Annotated in this window: 26 protein-coding genes and 1 tRNA gene; 21 read left to right on the top strand and 6 right to left on the bottom strand. The window is 40.3% G+C overall.

The features are described from left to right. Positions 1–7: 7 nt before the first annotated feature. Positions 8–1,309 carry an aminopeptidase PepB gene (gene pepB / locus HMPREF2732_RS00785; protein ID WP_070590165.1) on the top strand — a complete coding sequence of 434 codons (1,302 nt, stop codon included), beginning with the start codon at positions 8–10 and terminating at the stop codon, positions 1,307–1,309. Positions 1,310–1,319: 10 nt separating this feature from the next. Further along, positions 1,320–1,739: a nucleoside-diphosphate kinase gene (ndk, locus tag HMPREF2732_RS00790; protein ID WP_049367312.1), complete on the top strand. Its 420-nt coding sequence runs from the start codon at positions 1,320–1,322 to the stop codon at positions 1,737–1,739. A gap of 48 nt (positions 1,740–1,787) precedes the next feature. Here the strand turns inward: ndk and HMPREF2732_RS00795 are convergent, their stop codons facing one another. The 4 genes from HMPREF2732_RS00795 to HMPREF2732_RS00810 all read right to left on the bottom strand — a co-directional run bounded on the left by HMPREF2732_RS00795 (position 1,788) and on the right by HMPREF2732_RS00810 (position 6,621). After that, positions 1,788–2,519 (bottom strand): ABC transporter ATP-binding protein, encoded by a 732-nt coding sequence (locus HMPREF2732_RS00795; RefSeq protein WP_070590170.1) that lies wholly within the window; start codon positions 2,517–2,519, stop codon positions 1,788–1,790. Continuing rightward, the gene (locus HMPREF2732_RS00800) at positions 2,512–3,489 is read right to left on the bottom strand and encodes a FecCD family ABC transporter permease (RefSeq protein WP_070590172.1); all 978 of its coding nucleotides are present in this window, start codon (positions 3,487–3,489) and stop codon (positions 2,512–2,514) included. Before HMPREF2732_RS00800 ends, HMPREF2732_RS00795 begins: the two co-directional genes overlap by 8 nt. Positions 3,490–3,839: 350 nt before the next feature. Next, positions 3,840–4,625, bottom strand: coding sequence for a substrate-binding domain-containing protein (locus HMPREF2732_RS00805; RefSeq protein ID WP_070590176.1), 786 nt, complete (start codon positions 4,623–4,625; stop codon positions 3,840–3,842). A gap of 73 nt (positions 4,626–4,698) precedes the next feature. Continuing rightward, complete coding sequence (locus HMPREF2732_RS00810; protein WP_070590181.1) at positions 4,699–6,621, bottom strand: TonB-dependent receptor plug domain-containing protein; 1,923 nt, start codon at positions 6,619–6,621, stop codon at positions 4,699–4,701. Between the two features lie 227 nt (positions 6,622–6,848). Here HMPREF2732_RS00810 and glyQ point away from each other — a divergent pair, with 227 nt between their 5' ends. From glyQ to HMPREF2732_RS00855, 9 genes are all read left to right on the top strand, one after another. Continuing rightward, positions 6,849–7,757, top strand: a complete 909-nt coding sequence (gene glyQ, locus HMPREF2732_RS00815) for a glycine--tRNA ligase subunit alpha (protein WP_005695296.1) — start codon at positions 6,849–6,851, stop codon at positions 7,755–7,757. Between the two features lie 54 nt (positions 7,758–7,811). Further along, complete coding sequence (locus HMPREF2732_RS00820; protein WP_049384806.1) at positions 7,812–8,462, top strand: FABP family protein; 651 nt, start codon at positions 7,812–7,814, stop codon at positions 8,460–8,462. After that, the gene (locus tag HMPREF2732_RS00825; RefSeq protein WP_049380690.1) at positions 8,462–8,719 is read left to right on the top strand and encodes a hypothetical protein; all 258 of its coding nucleotides are present in this window, start codon (positions 8,462–8,464) and stop codon (positions 8,717–8,719) included. Before HMPREF2732_RS00820 ends, HMPREF2732_RS00825 begins: the two co-directional genes overlap by 1 nt. A 4-nt stretch (positions 8,720–8,723) precedes the next feature. Further along, entirely contained in the window at positions 8,724–9,170 is a 447-nt protein-coding gene (locus HMPREF2732_RS00830) for a hypothetical protein (RefSeq protein ID WP_049384805.1), read from the top strand. 9 nt (positions 9,171–9,179) lie between these two features. Continuing rightward, a complete protein-coding gene (locus HMPREF2732_RS00835; RefSeq protein ID WP_070590184.1) occupies positions 9,180–10,445 on the top strand; it encodes a histidine-type phosphatase in 1,266 nt (421 codons plus the stop codon). Positions 10,446–10,450: 5 nt separating this feature from the next. After that, complete coding sequence (locus tag HMPREF2732_RS00840; protein WP_070590188.1) at positions 10,451–10,816, top strand: endonuclease domain-containing protein; 366 nt, start codon at positions 10,451–10,453, stop codon at positions 10,814–10,816. Positions 10,817–11,059: 243 nt separating this feature from the next. Continuing rightward, positions 11,060–11,626, top strand: coding sequence for a hypothetical protein (locus HMPREF2732_RS00845; protein ID WP_070590191.1), 567 nt, complete (start codon positions 11,060–11,062; stop codon positions 11,624–11,626). A gap of 42 nt (positions 11,627–11,668) precedes the next feature. Beyond that, complete coding sequence (gene glyS, locus HMPREF2732_RS00850; protein ID WP_070590194.1) at positions 11,669–13,735, top strand: glycine--tRNA ligase subunit beta; 2,067 nt, start codon at positions 11,669–11,671, stop codon at positions 13,733–13,735. 89 nt (positions 13,736–13,824) lie between these two features. Next, positions 13,825–13,901 (top strand) — tRNA-Ile (locus HMPREF2732_RS00855). Between the two features lie 42 nt (positions 13,902–13,943). Here the strand turns inward: HMPREF2732_RS00855 and HMPREF2732_RS00860 are convergent. Continuing rightward, on the bottom strand, positions 13,944–14,678 hold the full coding sequence (locus tag HMPREF2732_RS00860) for a 3-deoxy-D-manno-octulosonic acid kinase (RefSeq protein ID WP_049383915.1): 735 nt from the start codon (positions 14,676–14,678) through the stop codon (positions 13,944–13,946). Positions 14,679–14,755: 77 nt separating this feature from the next. Here HMPREF2732_RS00860 and HMPREF2732_RS00865 point away from each other — a divergent pair, with 77 nt between their 5' ends. Further along, entirely contained in the window at positions 14,756–15,811 is a 1,056-nt protein-coding gene (locus HMPREF2732_RS00865; RefSeq protein ID WP_049383914.1) for a glycosyltransferase family 9 protein, read from the top strand. A gap of 71 nt (positions 15,812–15,882) precedes the next feature. Here HMPREF2732_RS00865 and HMPREF2732_RS00870 read toward each other — a convergent pair whose 3' ends face one another. Next, on the bottom strand, positions 15,883–16,227 hold the full coding sequence (locus HMPREF2732_RS00870) for a carboxymuconolactone decarboxylase family protein (RefSeq protein ID WP_005698020.1): 345 nt from the start codon (positions 16,225–16,227) through the stop codon (positions 15,883–15,885). 103 nt (positions 16,228–16,330) lie between these two features. Here HMPREF2732_RS00870 and HMPREF2732_RS00875 point away from each other — a divergent pair, with 103 nt between their 5' ends. The 9 genes from HMPREF2732_RS00875 (at position 16,331) to acpP (ending at position 24,225) form a co-directional block, all read left to right on the top strand. Further along, positions 16,331–17,221, top strand: a complete 891-nt coding sequence (locus HMPREF2732_RS00875) for a cupin domain-containing protein (RefSeq protein ID WP_070590198.1) — start codon at positions 16,331–16,333, stop codon at positions 17,219–17,221. Positions 17,222–17,296: 75 nt separating this feature from the next. Then, entirely contained in the window at positions 17,297–19,141 is a 1,845-nt protein-coding gene (locus HMPREF2732_RS00880; protein WP_070590201.1) for an ABC transporter ATP-binding protein, read from the top strand. A gap of 133 nt (positions 19,142–19,274) precedes the next feature. Continuing rightward, complete coding sequence (gene yceD / locus HMPREF2732_RS00885) at positions 19,275–19,799, top strand: 23S rRNA accumulation protein YceD (protein ID WP_049357999.1); 525 nt, start codon at positions 19,275–19,277, stop codon at positions 19,797–19,799. 22 nt (positions 19,800–19,821) lie between these two features. Then, the gene (gene rpmF, locus HMPREF2732_RS00890) at positions 19,822–19,992 is read left to right on the top strand and encodes a 50S ribosomal protein L32 (RefSeq protein ID WP_005544470.1); all 171 of its coding nucleotides are present in this window, start codon (positions 19,822–19,824) and stop codon (positions 19,990–19,992) included. Between the two features lie 21 nt (positions 19,993–20,013). Beyond that, positions 20,014–21,033 carry a phosphate acyltransferase PlsX gene (gene plsX, locus HMPREF2732_RS00895; RefSeq protein ID WP_070590205.1) on the top strand — a complete coding sequence of 340 codons (1,020 nt, stop codon included), beginning with the start codon at positions 20,014–20,016 and terminating at the stop codon, positions 21,031–21,033. A gap of 18 nt (positions 21,034–21,051) precedes the next feature. After that, complete coding sequence (locus HMPREF2732_RS00900; RefSeq protein WP_070590666.1) at positions 21,052–22,002, top strand: beta-ketoacyl-ACP synthase III; 951 nt, start codon at positions 21,052–21,054, stop codon at positions 22,000–22,002. Positions 22,003–22,094: 92 nt separating this feature from the next. After that, positions 22,095–23,033: an ACP S-malonyltransferase gene (gene fabD / locus HMPREF2732_RS00905; RefSeq protein ID WP_049383911.1), complete on the top strand. Its 939-nt coding sequence runs from the start codon at positions 22,095–22,097 to the stop codon at positions 23,031–23,033. 13 nt (positions 23,034–23,046) lie between these two features. Beyond that, positions 23,047–23,775: a 3-oxoacyl-ACP reductase FabG gene (gene fabG, locus HMPREF2732_RS00910; RefSeq protein WP_005695317.1), complete on the top strand. Its 729-nt coding sequence runs from the start codon at positions 23,047–23,049 to the stop codon at positions 23,773–23,775. Positions 23,776–23,994: 219 nt separating this feature from the next. After that, positions 23,995–24,225, top strand: a complete 231-nt coding sequence (acpP, locus tag HMPREF2732_RS00915; protein ID WP_005544465.1) for an acyl carrier protein — start codon at positions 23,995–23,997, stop codon at positions 24,223–24,225. The last annotated feature ends 247 nt before the right edge of the window (positions 24,226–24,472 follow it).

Consider the following 24,472-nt stretch of genomic DNA (forward strand, 5'->3'; position numbering starts at 1 on the left):
GAACCACATGCAAATTACATTATCGATAGCTCCCGCTTCGGAGAGTTGGGGCAAAAATGCCATTTTAAGTTTTAATCAAGATCAAGCCGTTATTCATCTTAAAGATGATGAAAAATCGAACCTTGTTTTAGTGCAAAAAGCCGCACGTAAATTACGTGGACAAGGCATTAAAGACGTTGAACTTGTGGGTGATGCATGGGAATTAGAAAATTGCTGGGCATTTTATCAAGGTTTTTACACAGCGAAGCAAGATTATTCGATTGAGTTTCCTCACTTAGATGATGAGCCGCAAGATGAGTTATTAGCGCGTATTGAATGTGGTGATTTTGTACGTGGCATTATTAATGAACCGGCACAAACTCTTACTCCAATTAAATTAGCAGAACGCGCGGCTGAGTTTATTTCTAAACAAGCCGAAAATTATGCCGATAAAAGTGCGGTCAGTTTTCAAATCATTTCTGGTGAAGCATTAAAAGAGCAAGGTTACCATGGGATCTTTACTGTGGGTCGTGGTTCTATTAATCCGCCCGCTATGTTGCAATTAGATTTTAATCCGACTAATGACCCAAATGCGCCTGTATTAGCGTGCTTGGTTGGTAAAGGTATTACTTTTGATAGTGGTGGTTACAGCATCAAACCAAGTGATGGTATGAGTACCATGCGTACCGATATGGGTGGCGCAGCATTATTAACAGGTGCATTAGGATTTGCCATTGCGCACGGTTTAAATCAACGAGTTAAACTTTATCTATGCTGCGCAGAAAACTTGGTGAGCGGTAATGCGTTTAAATTAGGTGATATCATCACATATAAAAATGGTGTTACAGCTGAAATTCTAAATACTGATGCGGAAGGCCGTTTAGTATTGGCGGATGGCTTAATTGAAGGCGATAGTCAAAATCCACAATTTATTGTTGATTGTGCAACCTTAACCGGTGCAGCGAAAGTGGCAGTCGGTAATGATTACCACAGCGTGCTTTCTATGGATGATGCGTTGGTAAATAGCCTATTTCAAGCTGCCAAAGAAGAAAATGAACCGTTCTGGCGTTTACCTTTCGAAGAATTTCATCGTAGCCAAATTACCTCTTCTTTTGCGGATATTGCAAATACAGGTACAGCGCCGGTTGTCGCGGGCGCAAGTACTGCAACGGCATTTTTATCGTATTTTGTGAAAAACTATCAACAACGTTGGTTACATATTGATTGTTCGGCCACTTATCGTAAATCAGGTAGTGATTTATGGGCGGTTGGTGCAACCGGAATTGGTGTGAAAACTTTAGCAAATTTATTAGTAACGAAAGCAAGTTAAGTAGGATTTTATGACAGAACGTACTTTTTCAATTATCAAACCCGATGCAGTAAAGCGTAATTTAATTGGTGCTATTTTAGGGCGTTTTGAATCACAGGGATTCCGTGTTGTTGCGCTTAAAATGGTGCAATTAACCAAAGAGCAAGCGGAAGGTTTCTATGCGGAACATCAAGGTAAACCATTTTTTGACCCGTTGGTGGAGTATATGCTCTCTGGCCCGATAGTGGTTTCTGTATTGGAAAAAGAAAATGCCGTAAAAGATTACCGCACTTTGATTGGTTCAACGAATCCCGCTGAGGCGGCAGAAGGTACTATCCGTAAAGACTTCGCGTTAAGCCAGCGTGAAAATTCTGTTCATGGTTCTGACAGTGTTGAAAGCGCCAAACGAGAAATCGCTTATTTCTTTGTTGATTCAGAAATTCAACCGTAATTCATTTCTATAAAAAAAGCACTTAGTGAATCGCTAAGTGCTTTTATTTTATTGCTTTTCAATTTTTGAGATAGTCTTTTTCAGAGGATCAATTTCAGCCCGAATATGAAAGGCTTTCGCCAAATTTTCCGCATTTAATACGGCTTGCGTTTCACCAACTGCTAACAATTTGCCTTGTTCTAATAGAATAATTTCATCACAAAATTGATAAGCCAATGAAAGGTGATGAATTGCGACGATGCATGTGTGTTGTGGTGTGAGTGATTTAAGCTGTTCCATCATATCAATTTGATAATAAGGGTCGAGTGGCGCAATCGGCTCGTCCACCAATAAAACAGGGGATTCTTTAATACTGCAACGAGCAAGTTGTACTCGTGCTTTTTCGCCTCCAGAAAGTTGTTGAAATGGCTTATCGAGTAAATGAGTTACTGCAAATTTTTTTGAAAACGCTTGAATTTTTGACCGCTCTTTTTCTTTTGGTAACGGAGCTGCCAAGCCTAACGCAATCACATCATAAACGGATAAATCCCAATGAATTTGCGTATTTTGTGCAAGATAAGCAATGTGTTGGCTTTTTTCAGTCGTATTCATGTTGCTTAATGGCTGATTATCGAACCAAACTTCTCCTTGTTTTAAGGGCAAGATGCCTGCAATGGTTTTTAATAATGTAGATTTCCCCGCACCATTGGCGCCCATAATGCCAATCAATTTACCTGATGGAAGCGTACAGTTGATGTCATTTAAGCAATAGGATTGGGTGAGTTTTTCAATTCTAATCATAGATTTTTCTCTGTTGCGTTAATAACATCCAAATCAAGCAAGGCGCGCCGATAAGCGCAGTTAATGTTCCGATGTAAATATGTGAGAACAGTGGGATATATAAAATCGCTAAATCGGCCAATAACAGCAATAATGCCCCAATTAATGCACTGGTGAGATAAAGCTGTGATGGGCGAGCTTTCAGTAAAATACGGGCGAAGTGTGGCGCGATTAAGCCGATAAAGCCAATGGTACCGGTTTGTGGAATGGTCGCCCCCACTAATAAAGCCACACCAAAGGTGCTGATGAAAAAGCTACGTTTCGGATCTACTCCCATAGTGCTCGCTGTTTCCTCACCAAAGGTGAGTAAATCTAAGTATCGGCGAGTGTGGTATAAACAGAAAATCCCCGCCAGAACAATGGGGAGTGAAATAAGCAGGGTATCTAATTTAGCCCACATCAACGAGCCTTGTAGCCAACGATAAAGTTCAGCTAATGCCCATGGGCTTTCCGCATTGGAAAGCAGTAATGCAATTGCTGAACCAAGCAACATATTAACCGCTAAACCGCTTAGAATCATCATCGTGGTGCCGTAGTTTTTAGCGATCAAATACACGATGAAAAAGCTTAAAAGCGCACCAATCACACCACCCGCTAAGAGCAGTGAAAATGGCACGGCAAAATAATAGAGGATAAATACACTAGCAGCTGTTGCTCCAGAGCTACTGCCGAGTAAGCCCGGACTTGCTAATGGATTTTGGAAAATACCTTGCATCGCATTGCCCGCTATCGCTAGGCTAGCGCCCGTCAATAAAGCTAAACCAATGCGTGGAAAACGAATATCCCACAGCACCATCGAACGCATATCGGTGAGCACACCATCCGCATTTTTGAGATGGGCAAAGTCGCCGAGCTGATGATAAATTGCAAAGCCGCTAATCAACAGCAACGCGAAGAAAAGTGCGGTATTTAATTTTAGTGTTTTGGTCAATGAACAATTTCCTATGTAATCCAAATATCATTTGTTAATTTGATTTTGTCAAATCTCCCCTAGCCCCTCTTTGCTAAAGAGGGGGATTATAGTGTCGGGATTTATAATTCTGATGTTTTATTTTAATCATTTATACATAAAAGCTGTAAATACATTATCTTGGGCTAATCTAATCATGCAATTTCTCTCTTTAGTAGAGAGGGTGGGATTATAGTGTCAAGATTTATAATTCTGATGTTTTATTCTAATCATTTATACATAAAGACATATAAATATGCCATCTAGGGTTAATTTAATAATGAAATCCCCCTCTTTAGCAAAGAGGGGTTAGGGGAGATTTGTCAGCTACATTATTTTAACTGTTGATAAATCTTCTCCGCCCCTTGCCACACACCGTGATCAAAGCAATAAGTATATTTCATTGGGATGCTGACAAGCGGTTGGTTTTTGAAAAAATCTTGCAACATAGGGTGTTGCAGCAATTCGGCTTGTGCATTGTAACCTTGTTTGTCGGTCAGAGAAATCAGTACATTTGGCTGACTTAAAATCACTTTTTCTAACGAGAAATTTTGTGCGGTCAGTGGTGTTTTTAGTGGCGTTAATCCGAGTAAATTTAACAGCACAGGATATTGCGGATAGTAACTCTCTACCACACCTGTTTCCGATAAAATCAGCGTATTGGTAAGCGGTCGATTTAAGTGAACGTTTTGCGATTTGAGTTTTGTTACTAAATCTGCCGCCTTTTGCTCATTACCCAGTTGTTTGCCTAATTCTAGAATCAGCGCAAATAATTCATCTGGCGTTTGTGGGCTGTCGTTTATCGGGATAATCTTCACACCGAGTTTTTTCAGCTCTGCGACTAATTGGGGATAAAAAGTTTCATTAATCAGAATAGTTTTATCTAAATAGGGCAATAATTCCGTTAATTGCGGTTCCAGCACAGGTTTGTTGGTATTGATTTTGTCTAACATCATCAACGGATTTTTCGAATAAGGTGACTGTGCAGCAATTTGCGAAGGCTCAGCCAGTTCGATAAGCAGTCTGTCACTGCAAAGCGTAAGTGAGACAAATTGTTCCGAAGCCTGAGCGGTAAACGGAAGAAAAAGTGCGATTAAAATTAAGCGAGTTTTTTGCATATAGATAATGATACGCTACGCCATCAAGAATGTAAAAAGGCGTGCTAAGCACGCCCTTATAGGTAAGGAAGAATTAGAACGATCCTTTTAACCCAACGTAAACATTACGTCCTTCTTGGCCGTAGCCCAGTACGTTTTCGTATTTTTTATTGAATACGTTGTTAAGGTTTGCATAAATCGTCAAGCTATCCGTCACTTTATAATTTACGCCTAAGTTTGCCAAGGTGTAAGATGGCAATTTTACTTTATGCGTGCTGTAGGTTGGTGAATAGTAGGTATCCATGCGTTTGCCGGTATAAGACACATTCACATCAGCACCTAACTTTTCAGTGATTTGGTATGCTAAGCCCGCATTCGCTAAATGTTTTGGACGACGTGCTAATTCAGCACCTTTGCTATCTCGGGTTTGTGTGTAGGTATAGTTCGCATAAGCTGTTAATGCATCGGTGATTTTACCGTTATAAGCCACTTCAACACCTTTCACTTTGCTCTTACCTTCAAGGTTTACGGCACGGCTTGCATAAGTGGTGAAGTTGATTACTTCGCTGCTAATGGCATTTTTCACATTACGAGCGAAATAGGTCACATCAAGGCTATGACGGTTATCATCCGTTTCAAATAAGAAGCCTACATCGCCCCCTAAACTTTTCTCAGGTTGTAAATTCGGGTTGCCGATGTAGCGCGCATTGTAACCGTAATATTCAGTGATCGTCGGGTTTTGAATCGCTGAACCGAAACTTGCGTGTGCTTTCACGTTATTGTGTAAACGGTAAGCGCCTGCGATACGGCCAGTCCATGAGTTTTCATATTCAGAGCTATCAGTGTAACGACCACTAATATTCAAACTATGATCTGCATCGTGCAATAAGCGATATTCAGCCGCTAAGCTTTTCTCAACAAGTTTCTTATTACCTGCATTATTGAAATAAGACGAGTTGAAATCTGTTTTTTGATAGTCAGTTAAGAAGCTTAAACCTTGTGTGAGTGTGCCTTCACGATCGAAATTGACATCTAATTGATAGTTCGCATTGAGTTTTTTCGCATCGTAAGCCGATGTGTAGCCAATGGTATCGCTGTCAGTTTTGAGATGGCTTACACCAACCTTATGTTTAAGCAATTGATCATCATTACCTAAGAAACCGCTTAATTTGAATAAGGTATCACGTGTGCGAGTGTAGTGGCCTTTTTCATCCGTTGCACTGTTATCAAAGTTAGCAGTTTGGCTACTGTGAGAGGTTAAGAAATCAAAACCTTTTTGGTTATCGTCATAGCCGAAACGAAGAGAAGCATTATCACGGTGGAATTTATCGCGTTCGCTTGAACCACCGGTACTTACCGCTGTGCCATCTTGCGCGGTATAGTTAAATCGGTTTTTGCTGAGTGCTGAAATACCTTTGGTATGGTGGCTGTCGCCGTGTAAAGCATAATAGAAACCGTTATTTGAGCCTGAAAGGGTTAATGAACCATCTACCGTACGATTAGAGCCTGTGCCAAAATCGTAATCGACGTTGAAGGTTTTACCTTTTTCTAAGCCTTTCTTCGTGGTGATATAAATCACACCACCCATCGCATCACTTCCCCAAAGAGCTGATTGCTCCCCGCGCAATACTTCGATGCGGTCAATATTGCTTAATGCTAAGCCACCGAAATCAAAGCCATAACCAGAAACTGGGTTCACTTTCACGCCATCAATAATCACTGCAGTGTGGTTTGCATCCGCACCGCGTAAAAACACATTGGTTAATGTGCCACGACCACCCGACTTGCTCACGGCTAAACTTGGCACAGTTTTCAACACATCACTGACATAAGTTGCACCACGCTGTGCAAAATCTTTTTCAGTTAAAACGGTAACAGATGAGGCTGTTTGATGAAGGCTAGTTGGGGTGGCTGATGCAGAATAGACGTTAATCACATCTAATTTTGCCACGTCTTCAGCCGCAGCTAATGCTGGAATCGCTAATAAAATCGCTGAAGTAATCACATTTTTTTTCATTTTAAAATCCCTAGGATAAAGGTCTGTATAAAAGCGCCAGCAGTTTACACATTTGAGGCTTGGCAAGCAAACCTATTATGATGAAAATAACTCATCATGAAAATGAATGAAATTTAAGAGAAATAAAAAATTTAAGGATTTTTCTGACTGCACTTTTTCGCCTTTATCCGCCCTATAGTTTCAAGTATAATGCCTGTATTTTTCATCACATTGTTATTAAATAAATTATGAGTACAAAATTCAACGTAAAAACATTCCAAGGTATGATTTTAGCCTTGCAAGAATATTGGGCAAATCAAGGCTGTACCGTTGTGCAACCTTTTGATATGGAAGTGGGCGCAGGTACTTCTCACCCCATGACTGCATTACGCGCATTAGGTCCAGAGCCGATGGCATTTGCTTATGTGCAACCTTCACGTCGTCCGACCGATGGTCGTTATGGCGAAAACCCAAACCGTTTACAACATTACTACCAATTCCAAGTGGTGATTAAACCGTCTCCAGATAACATTCAAGAACTCTATTTAGGTTCCCTTGAAATGCTCGGTTTTGATCCAACACAAAACGATATCCGTTTCGTGGAAGATAACTGGGAAAACCCAACTTTAGGTGCATGGGGTTTAGGTTGGGAAGTATGGTTAAACGGTATGGAAGTCACCCAATTTACCTATTTCCAACAAGTAGGTGGCTTAGAATGTAAACCGGTAACAGGTGAAGTAACTTACGGTTTAGAGCGTTTAGCTATGTACATTCAAGGCGTGGATTCGGTGTATGACTTAGTTTGGTCTGATGGCCCGCTTGGTAAAACCACTTACGGTGATGTATTCCATCAAAATGAAGTCGAGCAATCAACTTACAACTTTGAATACGCGGATACCGATTTCTTATTCTACTGCTTTGATCAATACGAAAAAGAAGCGAAAAGCTTATTAGAATTAGAACGTCCGTTACCATTACCGGCTTACGAACGCATTTTAAAAGCAGCACACAGCTTCAACTTGTTAGATGCACGTAAAGCGATTTCGGTTACAGAGCGTCAACGCTATATTTTACGTATTCGTGCATTAACTAAAGGTGTGGCGGAAGCATACTATGCTAGCCGTGAAGCCTTAGGTTTCCCTGGTTGTAAAAAATAAGGAGAAAAAACAACCGCACTTTAAGCATCAACCCAACAATATAAGGAGAAAATGATGAAAGATTTTCAATACCCAGATGATATTTATACTGAAGCAGAAACTGATCCTAATACGCTCGCGAATTTAGGCCCATTGGCTAGATTAGCGGGTGTTTGGGAAGGTAAGCGTGGTGTGGATATCAACCCGAAAGCAGAAGGGCCAGAAAAAGATCCTTATATCGAACATTATGAAGCTCATCCAACAGATGCGCAAACCAATGGTCCGCAACTGTACTATGGATTGCGCTACCACGCCCATATTATACAACCAGGTGAAGTAGAAACCTTCCACGACCAAGTGGGTTATTGGTTATGGGAGCCTGAAACAGGCAATATTTTATTAACGGGCAGCATTCCACGTGGCCAAACGTTTATTGCGGTCGGTAATGCACCGGCTGATGCGAAAGAGTTTACGGTAAAAGCGGTACGTGGTTCACTCACAAACGGCATCATTTCGAATCCGTTCTTGGAGCGTTCATTTACCACGGAAAGTTTTGAAATGACGGTGAAATTCCATAATGATGGCACTTGGTCATATGATCAAACCACAACCATGATTATTCCAAATTATGATGCACCATTTGAACATCGCGATCGTAACCGTTTAACGAAAATTGCTGACCCGAAATTAAATCCAACTGCGGCAGCAGAACAAGGAGGTGAATAATGAAACCTATCCTTTATTATGCAGCAGATTGCCCTGATACTGCGCCATTTGTGGCAGAGTTAAAACGCTTGGGCGTGGATTATGAGGCAGTGGAAGTATTATCTTCCATTCCAAACTTGAAACAATGGTTGCGTTTGCGTGATCGTCATGCCGCATTTGATGATGCAAAAGCACAAGGCTATGCGGGCTTTCCGGCATTATTGTTAGATGATGACCGTGTTATTTTAGATGAATCCAAATTAAAAGAGATTTTTTAAAGTAATGAAGAAAGTCAGTTTTTTGCAATTTTTATTTAGAATTGGTGATGACTATTTAATGTTTTTGCGAAATTTAACACCCGCTGTGTTGTTTTTATCACTCGCATTATTTATGTATTCTGAGCTGAATTGGACACATTGGGCGTGGAGTAATGTGCTCGTGCTGTTTTTAAGTTTGGCTTCAGGATTTATTGCACTCAGCGTCATGGCAATAAATACCGTCGCTTTTGTACGCAAGATGCTGAAAACCTTAAGAACACTAGGCGGAGAGAGCGAACTTGATGAAAATATTGGTACGCTCGCATTATTTAAAATGCTCTGGGTGGAGAGCAACAGTAAACAACTAATCTTTTTTGCGGTAGTCAATATTGTTGCAGTATTTATGGTGTTAGTTTACGGCACCAAATATGCCTTGAATTTTTATAGCTCAATTTCAACATTAAATGATTAAATCTCGAATATGAAAAAAATAACCCTAAAATTCACCGCACTTTTGCTTGGTTCTGCTTTAGCAACTAGCGTGTTGGCAACAGAAAATCACCAAAATACACAGAATTCAGATTATGAGCTTGAGAAAGTCTTAATTTTCAGCCGTCATGGATTACGCTCGCCAGTGGAAAAAGATCCACAAGAAATGGCAAAATATTCCCCGTATGAGTGGGCGAAATGGGATGTGCCATCAGGTTATCTCACGGCAAAAGGGACTGTATTAGAAACCTATTTCGGCCAATATTTAGGGCAATGGCTCACGGATAAAGGGTTATTAACAACTGAACGTTGTGAATCAGGTGAAGGTATTTTCGCTTATGCGAATGCAGTACAACGCACAGTTGCAACAGGTCAGGCGATTGTTTCTGGTGCATTTGCAGGTTGTAATGTTCAACTGCAACATCACGGTAAAATTGGTTCAGAAAAAGATCCAATTTTTAACACACAGGCGCATAATCCAAGTCAAGCCTTGATTGAATCTGCAAAAAATAACGTTGATTTAACCGCTTTACAGCAAAAATTAGCGCCAAATTATGCGCTATTGAGTGAAATCATCGATTATAAAAACTCACCAAACTGCTTGCAAAAAGGCGAATGTGATTTAGGTGGAAAAGTCGGTGAATACAGTATTAAAGACGGCAAGTCGGTCAAAATTACTGGTTCTATCAGCACAGGAAAGAAAATTGTCAGTGCATTATTGCTCGCGCATTATGTGGGTAAGCCTGATTCAGAAATCGCCAACGGCCGCGTGGATAGCCAAGAAAAATGGCGTGCAATTAACGAAATTAAAAACGAATATTACCGCACGTTATTTAAAAACAACGAAGCGCTGGCACAAAATGCCTCATATCAGTTGTTAGCATTTATTCAGCAACAGCTAAATAGTGAAAACAAAATTAACTTATTGGTTGGACACGATTCTAATATCGTCGCTCTGCTTGCGGCATTGGGTGTTGAGCCTTATGAATTGAATGATTCATTGGAAAATATCCCAATCGGTGGCAAGTTGCTATTTGAAGTGTGGAAGCATAAACCAAGTGGCAAGCTCAAATTTAAGTTGGATTATGTGTATCAAACCACTGAACAACTGATTAACATCACGCCACTAAGTTTAGCGACACCTCCAAACCAAACAGCATTAACCCTCAAAGGCTGTAAGAAAGATGAAAATGGCTTTTGTGATTACGAGCGTTTTCAACAGGTGTTGAGTGAGAGTATTAAGAACGGTAAGAAATAGCGTTCATGCAACCCTATGAAAAATACTTAAAAGAGAATTCTCAGAAATTGCGAGGGGGTCAAACGGATGCGGAAAGAAAATTATGGCAACGCATCAATCGAGATCAATTATTAGGATTTCGATTTAATCGACAAAAGCCACTTTTAAGTTATATCGTTGATTTTTATTGTGCGAAAGCAAAGCTGATTATCGAATTGGACGGTAGTCAGCACTATGAACCTGATTATCAGGAAAAAGACGCATTGCGAGATGCAGAATTAAATTCACTTGGTTTTACGGTGATGCGATTTAGCAATGATGAAGTAATGCGTGAAATTGAAGCGGTAGTTGAGCAGATTTATTTGTTTTTAGAGAATGTAAGGGCTGATTGAGTATGAGGTTGGATTAACCTCTGTCAAATCTCCCCTACCCCTCTTTGCTAAAGAGGGGGATTTCTTGAGTAAATTGATAGTAACTGACTCATTTACATTTTAATTTCAATAGAGATTAAATTATCTGCTTTCAAAAACATTAAAGTAGAACATAGATATTTAACTCTGCAAAGATCCAATCCCCTCTTTAGCAAAGAGGGGTAGGGGAGATTTGGCAGAAGTGAAAACAGAGAAATATAAAAGATGATTAAGAAACCATATTCAATAATTTTTATTTGCGTATTGTTAATAATAGGTTGTACGAATAGTAATTCCGTTGTTCAAAAACAAATAACACATATACGTTTTTTTGATAATTCTATTCATGTTCAGATAAATGAAAAACTGTATCATTTAAAGAGCAAAGATAAGAAAACAATACAACAATTTAAAGAATTTTATGATAGTTACCATTATAAAGTATCTAAACAAGCTTTAAACCTGCAAATACTAACGCAAAGTTCTAATGAGCTTATATACTCACTTTTTATTGATAAAAATCTATTAAGTGATGATGACTTAATCAAATTAAAAAAAGTATATCAAGCTGAAGCTTATGAAAAACAATATATAAAAGTAACATTCTTGGCTGATGCTGAGACTTTTTATGGTTTAAATAATTTAACTGATGAATATAAATTAGATACCCCACTACCAATAGTAGTAACTGACAAAAGACCTTTTTTTGAAACTGGTAACGGTCAATTGTTATTTATTTTAACAATGCCAGTTTGGGTACCATTTGCATTAGTATTTGGTTTAAAGCCTTAATATTTATAATGATATAAATTATGTTTACATAGAGACTCCAAAATGACAACCCAAAACTTCCTAGTAGAAATCGGCACTGAAGAGCTGCCACCAAAAGCTCTCAAAACATTAGCGACCTCTTTTGCTGATAACGTTGAGGCGGAATTGAACCAAGCAGGTTTAACCTTCGACAAAATCGAATGGTTTGCAGCGCCGCGTCGTTTGGCGGTGAAAGTGTTGAACTTAGCCACACAACAACCGAGCAAAGAAATTGAAAAACGCGGACCTGCAGTATCAGCTGCGTTTGATGCGGAAGGTAAACCAACCAAAGCGGCAGAAGGCTGGGCGCGTGGTTGTGGTATTACCGTTGAACAAGCAGAGCGCATTGCGACTGATAAAGGCGAATGGTTAGTTCACCGTGCAAAAATTGAAGGTCAACCGACCAAAAACTTGCTTAACAGCATCGTTGCAAATGCGTTGGCAAAATTGCCAATTCCAAAACCAATGCGTTGGGCAGACAAAACCGTGCAATTTATTCGTCCGGTACACACTGTGACTATGTTGTTAGGTGATGAGTTAATCGAAGGCGAAATTTTAGGTGTGGCAAGTGCTCGCACCATCCGTGGTCACCGTTTCTTAGGCGAGAAAGAATTTGAAATTCAACATGCAGACCAATATCCACAATTATTGCGTGAAAAAGGTTCTGTAGTCGCAGATTTCAACGAACGTAAAGCAGAAATTTTGGCAAAATCTCAAGCAAAAGCGACCGCACTTGGTGGTGTGGCTGACATTGAAGAAAGCCTACTTGAAGAAGTGACTTCGTTGGTGGAATATCCAAATGTATTAGCGGCAAAATTTGAAGAACGTTTCCTAGCCGTGCCTGCGGAAGCTTTGGTTTACACCATGAAAGGCGACCAAAAATATTTCCCGATTTATGACAAAGACGGCAAATTATTACCGCACTTTATTTTTGTGTCGAACATCAACCCTGAAGATCCAACAGCGATTATCGAAGGAAACGAAAAAGTGGTTCGCCCGCGTTTAACCGATGCGGAATTTTTCTTTAAAACCGACTTAAAACAAAAACTGGTCGATCGTTTACCGCGTTTAGAAACCGTGTTGTTCCAACAGCAACTCGGTACATTGAAAGACAAAACTGACCGCATTGAGCAACTAGCAGGTGAAATTGCAAAACAAATCGGTGCAGATGAAGCGAAAGCAAAACGTGCAGGTTTGCTATCAAAATGTGACTTAATGACTAACATGGTATTTGAATTCACCGATACGCAAGGTGTAATGGGGATGCATTATGCTCGTCATGACGGTGAAGATGAAGAAGTCGCAGTGGCATTAAACGAACAATATATGCCACGTTTTGCAGGGGATGAATTACCAAAATCACTCGTTGCAAGTGCGGTTGCTTTAGCGGATAAATTTGACACCCTAACGGGTATCTTCGGTATCGGCCAAGCACCAAAAGGCAGCGCAGACCCATTTGCATTACGTCGTGCAGCATTAGGTGCATTACGTATTATCGTAGAGAAAAATTTACCACTAGATTTAGAAGATTTAGTGAAAAAATCCACCGCACTTTTCGGTGATAAACTCACGAATCAAAACGTGGTTACTGATGTGGTGGACTTCATGCTCGGTCGTTTCCGTGCATGGTATCAAGATGAAGGTATTGCGGTGGATGTGATTCAAGCAGTATTGGCACGTCGTCCAACTCGTCCTGCTGATTTTGATGCGCGCGTGCGTGCGGTTTCACACTTCCGTACTTTAGATTCAGCGGAAGCGTTAGCAGCAGCAAACAAACGTGTAAGCAATATCTTAGCGAAAGCGGATGCTGCAATTGGCGAGATCAATTTGACCGCTTGTGTAGAGCCAGCAGAAAAAGCCCTTGCTGAAGCCGTACTTGCATTACGCACTGAAGTACAACCGCTTATAGCACAAGGCGATTACACCACAGTATTAGATAAATTAGCGAACTTACGTGCACCGGTAGACAGTTTCTTTGATAACGTAATGGTAAATGCTGAAGATCCAGCATTACGCCAAAACCGCTTAGCGATTTTAAACACGTTACAAGGCCTGTTCTTACAAGTGGCGGATATTTCGGTATTGCAATAATAGATCTAAAAAGGATGGTCAATTTTCAAACGACCATCCTTTTGTATATAGACTTCAACGGATTATTTCTCTATAATCACCCGCACTTTCCCCCTTTAGCTCAGTCGGTTAGAGCAGGCGACTCATAATCGCTTGGTCGCTGGTTCAAGTCCGGCAAGGGGGACCATCTATTGAGATCGCATTAGGCGGTCTTTTTTATTGTCCTTTCTTAGGCGTTTGGGGTGTTATAACCTTTCAATAACTCAGCCCAGTTTTCTTCATTGAATTGAATATTCATTCTGCCGACTTCTTTGACAAAAGAGCGGTGTAATCTTTCTAGGTTGCTTTGTTTCCAAAAATCGCCTGATTTTTGACTGCACTTATCGAAATCAATGAGCCAACATTTTTGTTCATTTCCGAGTTGTTGAACGAGAATATTATGGGCATTGAGATCCGTATGGCAAATTTGTAAATCATGCAGCTGACGAATTAATTTACCAATGGCTTGCCAGATGTCATTCGGCAGTTGCTGTGTTTGTAAAAGTGCGGTCAGATCCTGGGCATTTTCGATCTTTTCACTCAAGATATCCGCTTGGTAGCAAATTCCTAGTTTGCCTTTTTTAACACGTGCAGCAATCGGTTTGGGTACGGCTACACCTGCTTGATGGAGTTGATTTAACAGCTGAAATTCCGCCACGCTGCGAGTTTCACTAAATGATTGAAAACGATAGCGATCTTTGTTGAATTTTCCCCATAAACCACCGCGATAATAATGACGAAGGGCAGTGTTTACACCAAACAGATCTTTTGTATTGAGGAAGTAGGTTGTGCCGCGTCCTTTGGCAGAACCGGTAATACATTGTTGTTTTTCCCAAAAAGCCGATTCAAAAAATGAAGCGGGTTCAGTTGGTTTTTCCGTGAGATTAAAAAGAAAGAATTGATTATCTTGTTGGAATTCAAGCATTTTAGTTGAACCGAATAATAGAAAATGCCCTCATTCTACTTTAAAATAGACGGAAATTAAATGCGCGAGGAACTCAAATGTCCCATTCTCCACTTTTTACCTCTCCCCCTAAATCACTTTGTATTTTGCGTTTGTCTGCGGTGGGCGATGTTTGTCATGCACTTGCTGTAGTGCAGCATATTCAACGTCATTGGCCGCAAACGAAATTAACGTGGATTGTGGGTAAAACAGAAATGGGCTTGCTTTCTGGTATTGAAGGCGTGGAGCTTGTCCCTTACGATAAAAAGAGCGGTTGGAAAGGCGTGTGGAATTTATGGATGTTTTTGAAAAACAATCAATTTGATGCGCTTTTGAATATGCAGACAGCATTTCGTGCTTCGATTATTTCTCTTGGTATTCAAGCGAAATATAAAATTGGGTTTGGCAAAAAACGTTCTCGAGAAGGACAGTGGTTGTTTGTGAATCGTCGAGTTCAAGATCCGAAAACGCCTCATGTGCTAGACGGCTTCATGGCTTTTGCAGATTATCTTGGTGTACCACCAGCAGAAATGCTTTCTTGGCAATTGGCAATTTCTGATTCAGATCGAGAATATGCCAAACAGTTCATTGATCCTACACGTAAAAATCTGATTATTTCCCCTTGTTCTAGTAAAGCCGAGAAAGATTGGTTGGTAGAGCGTTATGCGGAAGTGGCAAATATTGCTCATCAACATCATGTGAATGTGATTTTTTGTAGCTCGCCAGCAAAACGCGAATTAGAAATGGTGAAAAAAATTATCGCACTTTGTGATTTTGAACCGGTTGATGCATCTGGAAAAACCAGTTTGAAACAACTTGCTGCATTAATTCATCAAGCAAATTTAGTCATCTCGCCTGATTCTGGTCCAGCTCATATCGCTACCACGCAAGGAACACCTGTCATTGGATTGTATGCCTATCACAATCCATTGCGCACCGCGCCTTATCATAATTTGGATAATGTGGTGTCAGTATATGAAGAAAATGTGCAAAAAGAACAAGGAAAACCTTCAAGTGAATTGCCTTGGGCGACAAAATTAAAAGGCAAAAATTTAATGGCTGAAATTCAGGTAGATCAAGTAGTGGCTCAGATGAGAGCATTGAATTTATTTTAAAGTGCGGTCAATTTTAGAGATAAAAAAAGCCCTCAAATGAGGGCTAAAAGAATCATAAAGTTCCTTGCGAATTATTCGCCTTTTTGTGCGTTGTAAGCTTCTAATGCACGAAGAGAATAGGTATAAGCTGCGCCGGCATTTAATGCGATAGACATTGCTAATGCTGCTGCTACTTCTTCTTCAGTTGCACCTGCTTTCACCGCTTCATCAGCATGTACGCCAATGCAGCTTTCACAACGGGTTGTTACGGCAACCGCTAATGCAATTAATTCACGGGTTTTGGCATCTAATACGTTACCTTCTGCCGCTGCCGCACCTAATGCGCCGTAAGCTTGTAACATTTTAGGGTATTTTTTACCTAATGCACCGAATGATTTTTTAACGTGTGCTACATCATTTTTCCAATCTGCAAACATTGTTTTTCTCCTTAAATTTAGTACAAATTTCGAGAGGAATTATAAGCAGATTAGCGTATGATACTTGTCAAATTGTCTTAACTTTTAGACGGAAAATCTCACAATGGATTATTTAGATAAATTAACACAGCTGGCACAGGTGCGAGGGGAAATTAATATTCGCTGCTTGTTTCAAGGAGATTGGCAAGTTGAACATCAGCCAGATGCGGCGGAATATCAAGGTTTATTTCATTTAATCGAGCAAGGTGACTGTTGGGTAACCTTGGCGGGAAAACAATTTCATTTAAAAAAAGGCGATCTCTTTTTTCTCCCTCAAAATCGACCGCACTTTTTGGGCAGTTCTCAACAAAAAAGAGAGAATAGCCTACAGAGAGCGCAATCAAATGCACTTTTTAATGTCCATCAAATAGGTGCCGGTACGCCCGATCTGAAGATGTTTTGTGGGACGTTTTATTATCAAAAACCGTCATTATTAATTGATTCATTACCAGATTATTTGCATCTTTCGCTACAAAATACGCCTGTGCAGCCCTTGGTTTCACTTTTTTTGCAAGAAGCCGAGAAACCGGAGCAAGGCACAAAATCTGTGATTGATGCATTATCAAATGTGTTGTTTATTTATATTTTGCGTCATGCACAGCAAATAGGTTTGCTCAATCAAGGCTTATTAGCCGCGTTGCAGGATAAAAGACTGAATCAAGTCCTTGAAAAGCTCCTGTTCTCACCTCAATTAGATTGGAATATTGAGCAATTAGCAGAGTTGGCTTCCATGTCTCGTGCGACCTTTATGCGGATCTTTCAACAGCAATTAGGGATGCCCCCAGGAAAATTTCTCACACAAGTGCGGTTAGAAATGGCGGCTGTTTTATTGAAAAATACGCAAAAGACCATTTTAGCGATCGCTCTTGAAGTGGGGTATCAATCAGAAGCACATTTTAGTAAGGCGTTTAAAGCAATTTATGGGCTTTCACCAAGCCAATTTCGCAAAACTTAGCCCATCGTTTAAAACTTGCGTTATAATGACCGCACTTTAGGCGGCTCTGTCGCCTTGTATTTTTAAGGTATTGTTATGTTTAATAAAATATTTTCATGGTTTGAAAACCGTTTAAATCCTTATCCGGAAAGCAATCCAACGACGCCTGAAAAAGGCTTGTTCCGTTTTATTTGGTCAAGCATTGATGGTATGAAAGGCTGGATCTTTTTACTCGCGGTATTGACGGTCGGTACTGGGGTGATGGAAGCCTTACTTTTCCAATTTATGGGATTGTTGGTGGACTGGCTAGGCGCTTATACACCAAGCACGCTTTGGCAAGAAAAAGGGCATCTGCTTGCGGGTATGGCTGCCTTGCTCATTTTCAGTATTATTTGGTCATTCGTGGGCGTGAATGTGCGCTTACAAACGCTACAAGGGGTGTTTCCAATGCGCTTGCGTTGGAATTTCCACCGTTTGATGCTGGGACAAAGCTTAAGCTTCTACCAGGATGAATTTGCAGGTCGGGTATCGGCGAAAGTGATGCAAACCGCCCTTGCGGTGCGTGATACCGTGATGACCATTGCGGATATGTTGGTGTATGTTGCCGTATATTTTATTACGTCAGGTTTGGTGCTTGCGGCTTTAGATACCTGGTTTTTAGTGCCGTTTTTCTTATGGATTGTGGCCTTTGTGACTATTTTACGTTTGCTTATTCCACGCTTAGCGAAAACAGCACAACGACAAGCCGATGCGCGCTCTCTAATGACGGGTCGTATTACGGATGCTTACTCAAATATTGCAACGGTAAAACTATTTTCACATGATGCGAGAGAAGCCAATTATGCAAAACGTTCCATGGAAGAATTTATGGTCACCGTGCATGCACAAATGCGTTTGGCAAGTTCATTGGATACCTTAACTTACGCAACCAATATCTTCTTAACGTTAAGCACTGCAATTTTAGGTGTGGTGTTATGGCAAAACGGTCAAGTAGGAGTGGGAGCAGTGGCGACTGCAACCGCGATGGCATTACGTGTGAACGGACTTTCTCGTTGGATTATGTGGGAATCTGCTCGCTTATTTGAAAACATCGGGACGGTGAATGATGGTATGGCAACGCTAACCAAACCACACACCATTGTTGATAAGCCAAATTGTGTTGCGTTAGAAGTAAAACAAGGCGAAATCAAATTTAACGATATCTCGTTTGCCTATGATCCAAATAAACCGTTACTTAACCATTTTAATCTCACTATCAAACCGGGTGAAAAAGTGGGTCTAATTGGTCGTTCTGGTGCGGGCAAATCAACCATTGTGAATTTACTTTTACGTTTCTACGAAGCGCAAGAAGGTTCAATTACCATTGATGATCAAAATGTTTTAGATGTAAGCCAAGAAAGCCTTCGTAGCCAAATTGGTTTAGTGACGCAAGATACCTCGCTTTTACACCGTTCTGTTCGCGATAACATTATTTATGGTCGCCCAACTGCGACGGATGAAGAAATGATCAATGCGGCTAAACGTGCCGAAGCGGCAGATTTCATCCCTTATCTCAGCGATGCGCAAGGTAGAAAAGGCTATGATGCTCATGTTGGTGAACGTGGGGTGAAACTGTCGGGTGGACAACGCCAACGTATTGCTATTGCGCGTGTCATGTTAAAAGATGCGCCAATTTTACTGTTGGATGAAGCGACCAGTGCGTTAGATTCAGAAGTGGAAGTGGCGATCCAAGAAAGCCTCGACAAAATGATGGAAAATAAAACGGTTATTGCCATTGCTCACCGTTTATCCACTATTGCGGCAATGGATCGTTTAATCGTGTTAGATAAAGGACAAATTGTCGAGCAAGGGACTCATGCAGAATTACTCGAACAAAATGGACTTTATGCTCGTCTTTGGAAGCATCAAAGTGGTGGCTTCTTGAGTGAGCATGCCGAGTAAAACGCAGGAAAAAATGACCGCACTTTGCAAAGGTGTAAATCTTGAGAGAGTTTAGATAGAGATTGAACTTTTCTCATAATTAGTGCGAATTTCCTTTGACTATTTTATTGACAACAGGTAATATTCGCACCCTATGCAAAAGGTAAAACTACCCCTAACCGTTGATCCGGTTAAAGACGCTCAACAAAGAATTGATTATGATGGTTATTATACCGCTAGTCAGTTAGTGCGTTTAGCTGAATCTACGGGGAAAGTGCTCAGCGATGCACAGGTAACATTATCGTTTTATATTGATCCACAAAAATTAGTGGTGATGAAAGGGCAAGTACAAGTTGATGTCGAATTAGACTGTCAACGTTGTGGCGAACCATTCAAACAAACATTGGAATGTCATTTTATGTATAGTCCGGTGGCTAATTGGGATCAGGCTGATGACTTGCCGGAAATTTATGAGCCAATCGAATTTAATGAGTTTGGTGAAATAGATTTACTTGGTGCAGTGGAAGACGAACTTATTTTAGCTCTACCGCTTGTTCCAATGCATTCATCTGAACACTGTGAAGTGTCCGCGCACGAACAGGTTTTTGGCGAATTGCCTGAAGAATTGGCAAAAAAACCGAACCCGTTCGCTGTATTAGCTAATTTAAAGCAAAAGTAAATTAAATTTAGGAGTATAGCCAATGGCTGTTCAACAAAACAAAAAATCTCGTTCACGTCGTGATATGCGTCGTTCACACGATGCATTAACTACTGCTGCAGTATCAGTGGATAAAGCAAGCGGTGAAACTCACTTACGCCACCACGTAACTGCTGACGGTTACTACCGTGGTCGCAAAGTGATCAATAAGTAATTTTACTTATAAGGTATTCACTTGAACCGTCTAACCTTAGCGTTAGATGTGATGGGCGGGGACATTGGTCCCCGTATTACTATCCCCGCATCTCTTTCAGCGTTGGAAGCAGATCCAATGCTCTCTTTAGTGCTGTTTGGCAATAGCCAACAAATTTCCCCTTTACTGGAAAATGCACCTTCTTCTCTTTTAGAACGTATTCAAATTCATCATTGCACTAAGACTATTGATAACAATCAAGGTATTTCTCATGCATTGCGTCATAGCAAAGGCACGTCGATGCGTTTAGCGATTGAAATGGTTCAGAAAGGAGAGGCACAAGGTTGTGTGAGCGCAGGAAATACGGGCGCATTGATGGGATTGTCAAAGGTACTCTTACAGCCTTTAGAAGGAATTCAACGCCCAGCGTTGGTATCCTTATTACCGTCGATGACGGGTGATAAAACCGTGATGTTAGATTTAGGCGCAAACGTAGAATGCTCTGCTCAAAATCTTTATGAATTTGCCGTCATGGGCTCGATCTTTGCCGAAAACCGATTGAACTTAGTTTATCCACGTATTGCCTTACTCAATATTGGAGTGGAAGAAATTAAAGGACATCAATCCATTCGTGAAGCCGCGAATTTATTAGAAAAATCGACCGCTCTTAATTATACCGGCTTTATTGAAGGTAACTTTTTATTAAATGGTGTGGCTGATGTGATCGTGAGTGATGGGTTTTCGGGAAATATTGCATTAAAAACCCTTGAAGGGGCAGCTAAGAATCTGTTATCCCTTCTGAAAGGAAAAGAAAAACAGCCTATTTTTAAATCATTTGCCAAATTTATTCTGCGTTTTTTCTTTAAGGATGCTTATCATCGCTTGAAACGCATTAACCCAGATGAATATAATGGGGCATCTTTACTCGGATTAACGGCTGTTGTGGTGAAAAGTCATGGCGGCGCAAATGTGGATGCATTTGCTCGTGCAATTGCAGATGCAGCTTTACAAGCTCGTTTGCAAATTCCACAAAAAATCTTGGCGGGTTTACAACGTTATTAATTAATAAGTTTTGATATGATGAATAGTAGAATTTTATCCACCGGTAGCTATTTGCCGAGCCATATTCGTACCAATGCGGATTTGGAAAAAATGGTTGATACTTCAGATGAATGGATCGTGACGCGTTCTGGCATTCGTGAACGTCGTATTGCTGCAACAGATGAAACTGTCGCAACAATGGGATGTGAAGCAGCTAAAAAAGCACTTGAAATGGCCAATCTTGATCCTCAAGAAATTGAGTTGATTATCGTTGCGACAACCAGTGGTTCTCACGCTTATCCAAGTTCAGCTTGTCAAGTTCAAGGTTTATTAGGCATTGAAGATGCGATTTCTTTTGATTTAGCAGCGGCTTGTACCGGTTTTGTTTATGCTTTAGGCGTAGCGGATAAATTTATTCGTTCAGGCAGCGTGAAAAAAGCTCTTGTTATTGGTGCGGATCTTAACTCGCGTAAATTAGACGAAACTGATCGTAGTACTGTTGTGTTGTTTGGTGATGGTGCGGGTGCTGTGATCTTAGAAGCATCAGAGCAAGAAGGCATTATTTCAACGCATTTACATGCATCGCCAGATAACAATGCGGCATTGCAACTTCCACAAGCAGAACGTGGCGTGGAGAAGTCGGGCTATATTGAAATGCAAGGTAATGAAACCTTTAAATTAGCGGTGCGCGAGCTTTCTAATGTGGTGGAAGAAACCCTTTCTGCTAATAATCTCCAAAAAACAGATATCGACTGGCTTGTGCCGCATCAAGCAAATTTACGTATTATCACGGCGACAGCAAAAAAATTAGAGATGGATATGTCGCAAGTGGTGGTAACGCTTGATCGTACAGCCAATACCAGTGCGGCGACTGTACCAACAGCTTTAGATGAGGCGGTGCGTGATGGCCGAATTCAACGCGGTCAATTGCTTTTACTCGAAGCTTTTGGCGGTGGTTGGACTTGGGGTTCAGCATTGGTGCGATTCTAATTATTTTGTTAGAATCCCGACAGAATTTTAAAAGTGCGGTTAAATTTGACCGCACTTTCAACATTTAAACGATGAAGAAATAGGAAGAAAACATGAAAAAATTCGCAATGGTTTTTCCAGGACAAGGTTCTCAAGCTGTTGGTATGTTAGCTGATCTTGCTAACGAATATCCGGTAGTCACTGAGACGTTTAAACAAGCATCAGAAGCGCTTGGCTATGATTTATGGAACTTGGTTCAACAAGGTCCGGCAGAAGAATTGAATAAAACTTGGCAAACTCAGCCGGCATTATTAGCGGCATCCGTTGCGATCTTCCGTGTATGGCAAGAAAAATACCCACAATTACAACCAAGCGTGATGGCTGGCCACAGTTTAGGTGAATATTCAGCATTAGTTTGTGCAGGTGTCATTGATTTTAAAGATGCGATTAAATTAGTCGAATTGCGCGGTAAATTAATGCAACAAGCAGTACCAGAAGGTACTGGTGCAATGTATGCGATTATTGGTTTAGACAATGAAGCGATTATCAATGCATGTAAACAAGCAGAGCAAGGTGAAGTGGTTTCTGCAGTAAACTTTAACTCACCAGGTCAAGTAGTCATTGCTGGAGCGAAAGAGGCAGTTGAACGTGCTGCTGCATTATGTAAAGAAGAGGGCGCAAAACGTGCTTTACCATTAGCGGTAAGTGTTCCTTCACATTGTGCATTAATGAAACCAGCTGCTGATCAATTAGCTGTAACACTTGAAGGGATTACGCTTAATGCGCCAGCAACACCAGTATTAAACAACGTAGATGTTAAAGCGGAAACAGAAAGTGCAGAAATTCGTACCGCACTTATTCGCCAATTATATAGCCCAGTTCGTTGGACTGAAACCGTTGAGAAAATGGCACAAGATGGTGTAGAGGTTTTAGTTGAAATCGGCCCAGGTAAAGTATTAAACGGTTTAACAAAACGTATCGTGGCAGAATTACAAGCAACATCAGTAAACGATGTGGCATCATTAGATGCTGTTGAAGCATTATTAGCATAAAAGGGGATTAAAAATGCAAAATAAAATCGCATTAGTGACAGGTGCAACACGTGGTATTGGCCGCGCAATTGCAGAAGAATTAGCATCAAAAGGTGCATTTGTAATTGGTACCGCAACCTCTGAAAAAGGTGCTGATACCATTTCTGCTTACCTTGGTGATAAAGGTAAAGGTTTAGTATTAAATGTGGCAGACAAAGAAAGTATTGATGCCGTATTAGAACAAATTAAAGAGCAATTTGGTGATATTGATATTCTTGTGAATAACGCAGGTATCACACGCGATAACTTATTAATGCGTATGAAAGATGAAGAATGGTTCGATATTATGCAAACTAACTTAACTTCTGTATTCCATCTTTCTAAAGCAATGTTACGCTCCATGATGAAAAAACGTTTTGGTCGTATCATTACTATCGGTTCAGTGGTGGGTTCAATGGGTAACCCAGGTCAATCTAACTATTGTGCAGCAAAAGCAGGCTTGATTGGTTTCTCTAAAGGTTTAGCGAAAGAAGTGGCATCACGTGGCATTACCGTAAACGTTGTAGCACCCGGCTTTATCGCAACAGATATGACTGAAGTGCTTACTGAAGAACAAAAAGCAGGTATTCTTGGTAATGTACCGGCAGGCCGTTTAGGTGAACCAAAAGATATCGCAAAAGCGGTAGCGTTTTTAGCTTCTGACGATGCGGCTTATATTACTGGTACCACATTACATGTGAATGGTGGCTTATATATGAGCTAACCCTTTGGGGGAGATATATATGGGATTTTGTCTATAAAATATAGCAAAGCAGTTTAGTTAATGATAAAATCCCAATCGCAATGTAACTTTTTCTCTGTATGTGTTTTTACATTGCCTGTTTTTTTTGTGGTGCGACCACCGAAGAAATAGTTGCAACTTTATCAAAAATGCATACACTAACCGCTCTTAAATGAGTTAAAACAACAATAGGAAAAACAAATGAGTATTGAAGAACGCGTGAAAAAAATCATCGTTGAACAATTAGGTGTTAAAGAAGAAGACGTAAAACCAGAAGCTTCTTTCGTTGAAGATTTAGGTGCGGACTCTTTGGATACAGTTGAATTAGTAATGGCTTTAGAAGAAGAATTCGATATCGAAATTCCTGATGAAGAAGCTGAAAAAATCACAACTGTTCAATCTGCGATTGACTACGTTCAAAACAATCAGTAATTTTTAAGTTGGGCGATCTTTTAGGTCGCCTAATTTTTTTCTTTAAATTTCTTTTCTAAATTCTTTATCTTTAAATAAAATATATCTAAATCTTTTAAATTTCTGACCGCACTTTCCTTTTTTAATCTTTCTCAGATTTGCTTTTATTATTTAGTCCCTTTATTTTTTGATTTAAAACAAGATTTACCTTAAAAGTACTTATTATGAGTTAATTTTGATGCTAGTATTCGATCAAAATTTTTTTCTA

The organism is Haemophilus sp. HMSC061E01 (assembly GCF_001810345.1).
Lineage (GTDB): Bacteria > Pseudomonadota > Gammaproteobacteria > Enterobacterales > Pasteurellaceae > Haemophilus_D.

Coding starts and splice junctions, on each gene's coding strand:
- pepB (WP_070590165.1), top strand. CDS start 8: ATGCAAATTACATTATCGATAGCTCCCGCTTCGGAGAGTTGGGGCAAA.
- ndk (WP_049367312.1), top strand. CDS start 1,320: ATGACAGAACGTACTTTTTCAATTATCAAACCCGATGCAGTAAAGCGT.
- HMPREF2732_RS00795 (WP_070590170.1), bottom strand. CDS start 2,519: ATGATTAGAATTGAAAAACTCACCCAATCCTATTGCTTAAATGACATC.
- HMPREF2732_RS00805 (WP_070590176.1), bottom strand. CDS start 4,625: ATGCAAAAAACTCGCTTAATTTTAATCGCACTTTTTCTTCCGTTTACC.
- HMPREF2732_RS00810 (WP_070590181.1), bottom strand. CDS start 6,621: ATGAAAAAAAATGTGATTACTTCAGCGATTTTATTAGCGATTCCAGCA.
- glyQ (WP_005695296.1), top strand. CDS start 6,849: ATGAGTACAAAATTCAACGTAAAAACATTCCAAGGTATGATTTTAGCC.
- HMPREF2732_RS00820 (WP_049384806.1), top strand. CDS start 7,812: ATGAAAGATTTTCAATACCCAGATGATATTTATACTGAAGCAGAAACT.
- HMPREF2732_RS00825 (WP_049380690.1), top strand. CDS start 8,462: ATGAAACCTATCCTTTATTATGCAGCAGATTGCCCTGATACTGCGCCA.
- HMPREF2732_RS00830 (WP_049384805.1), top strand. CDS start 8,724: ATGAAGAAAGTCAGTTTTTTGCAATTTTTATTTAGAATTGGTGATGAC.
- HMPREF2732_RS00835 (WP_070590184.1), top strand. CDS start 9,180: ATGAAAAAAATAACCCTAAAATTCACCGCACTTTTGCTTGGTTCTGCT.
- HMPREF2732_RS00840 (WP_070590188.1), top strand. CDS start 10,451: ATGCAACCCTATGAAAAATACTTAAAAGAGAATTCTCAGAAATTGCGA.
- HMPREF2732_RS00845 (WP_070590191.1), top strand. CDS start 11,060: ATGATTAAGAAACCATATTCAATAATTTTTATTTGCGTATTGTTAATA.
- glyS (WP_070590194.1), top strand. CDS start 11,669: ATGACAACCCAAAACTTCCTAGTAGAAATCGGCACTGAAGAGCTGCCA.
- HMPREF2732_RS00860 (WP_049383915.1), bottom strand. CDS start 14,678: ATGCTTGAATTCCAACAAGATAATCAATTCTTTCTTTTTAATCTCACG.
- HMPREF2732_RS00865 (WP_049383914.1), top strand. CDS start 14,756: ATGTCCCATTCTCCACTTTTTACCTCTCCCCCTAAATCACTTTGTATT.
- HMPREF2732_RS00870 (WP_005698020.1), bottom strand. CDS start 16,227: ATGTTTGCAGATTGGAAAAATGATGTAGCACACGTTAAAAAATCATTC.
- HMPREF2732_RS00875 (WP_070590198.1), top strand. CDS start 16,331: ATGGATTATTTAGATAAATTAACACAGCTGGCACAGGTGCGAGGGGAA.
- HMPREF2732_RS00880 (WP_070590201.1), top strand. CDS start 17,297: ATGTTTAATAAAATATTTTCATGGTTTGAAAACCGTTTAAATCCTTAT.
- yceD (WP_049357999.1), top strand. CDS start 19,275: ATGCAAAAGGTAAAACTACCCCTAACCGTTGATCCGGTTAAAGACGCT.
- rpmF (WP_005544470.1), top strand. CDS start 19,822: ATGGCTGTTCAACAAAACAAAAAATCTCGTTCACGTCGTGATATGCGT.
- HMPREF2732_RS00900 (WP_070590666.1), top strand. CDS start 21,052: ATGAATAGTAGAATTTTATCCACCGGTAGCTATTTGCCGAGCCATATT.
- fabD (WP_049383911.1), top strand. CDS start 22,095: ATGAAAAAATTCGCAATGGTTTTTCCAGGACAAGGTTCTCAAGCTGTT.
- fabG (WP_005695317.1), top strand. CDS start 23,047: ATGCAAAATAAAATCGCATTAGTGACAGGTGCAACACGTGGTATTGGC.
- acpP (WP_005544465.1), top strand. CDS start 23,995: ATGAGTATTGAAGAACGCGTGAAAAAAATCATCGTTGAACAATTAGGT.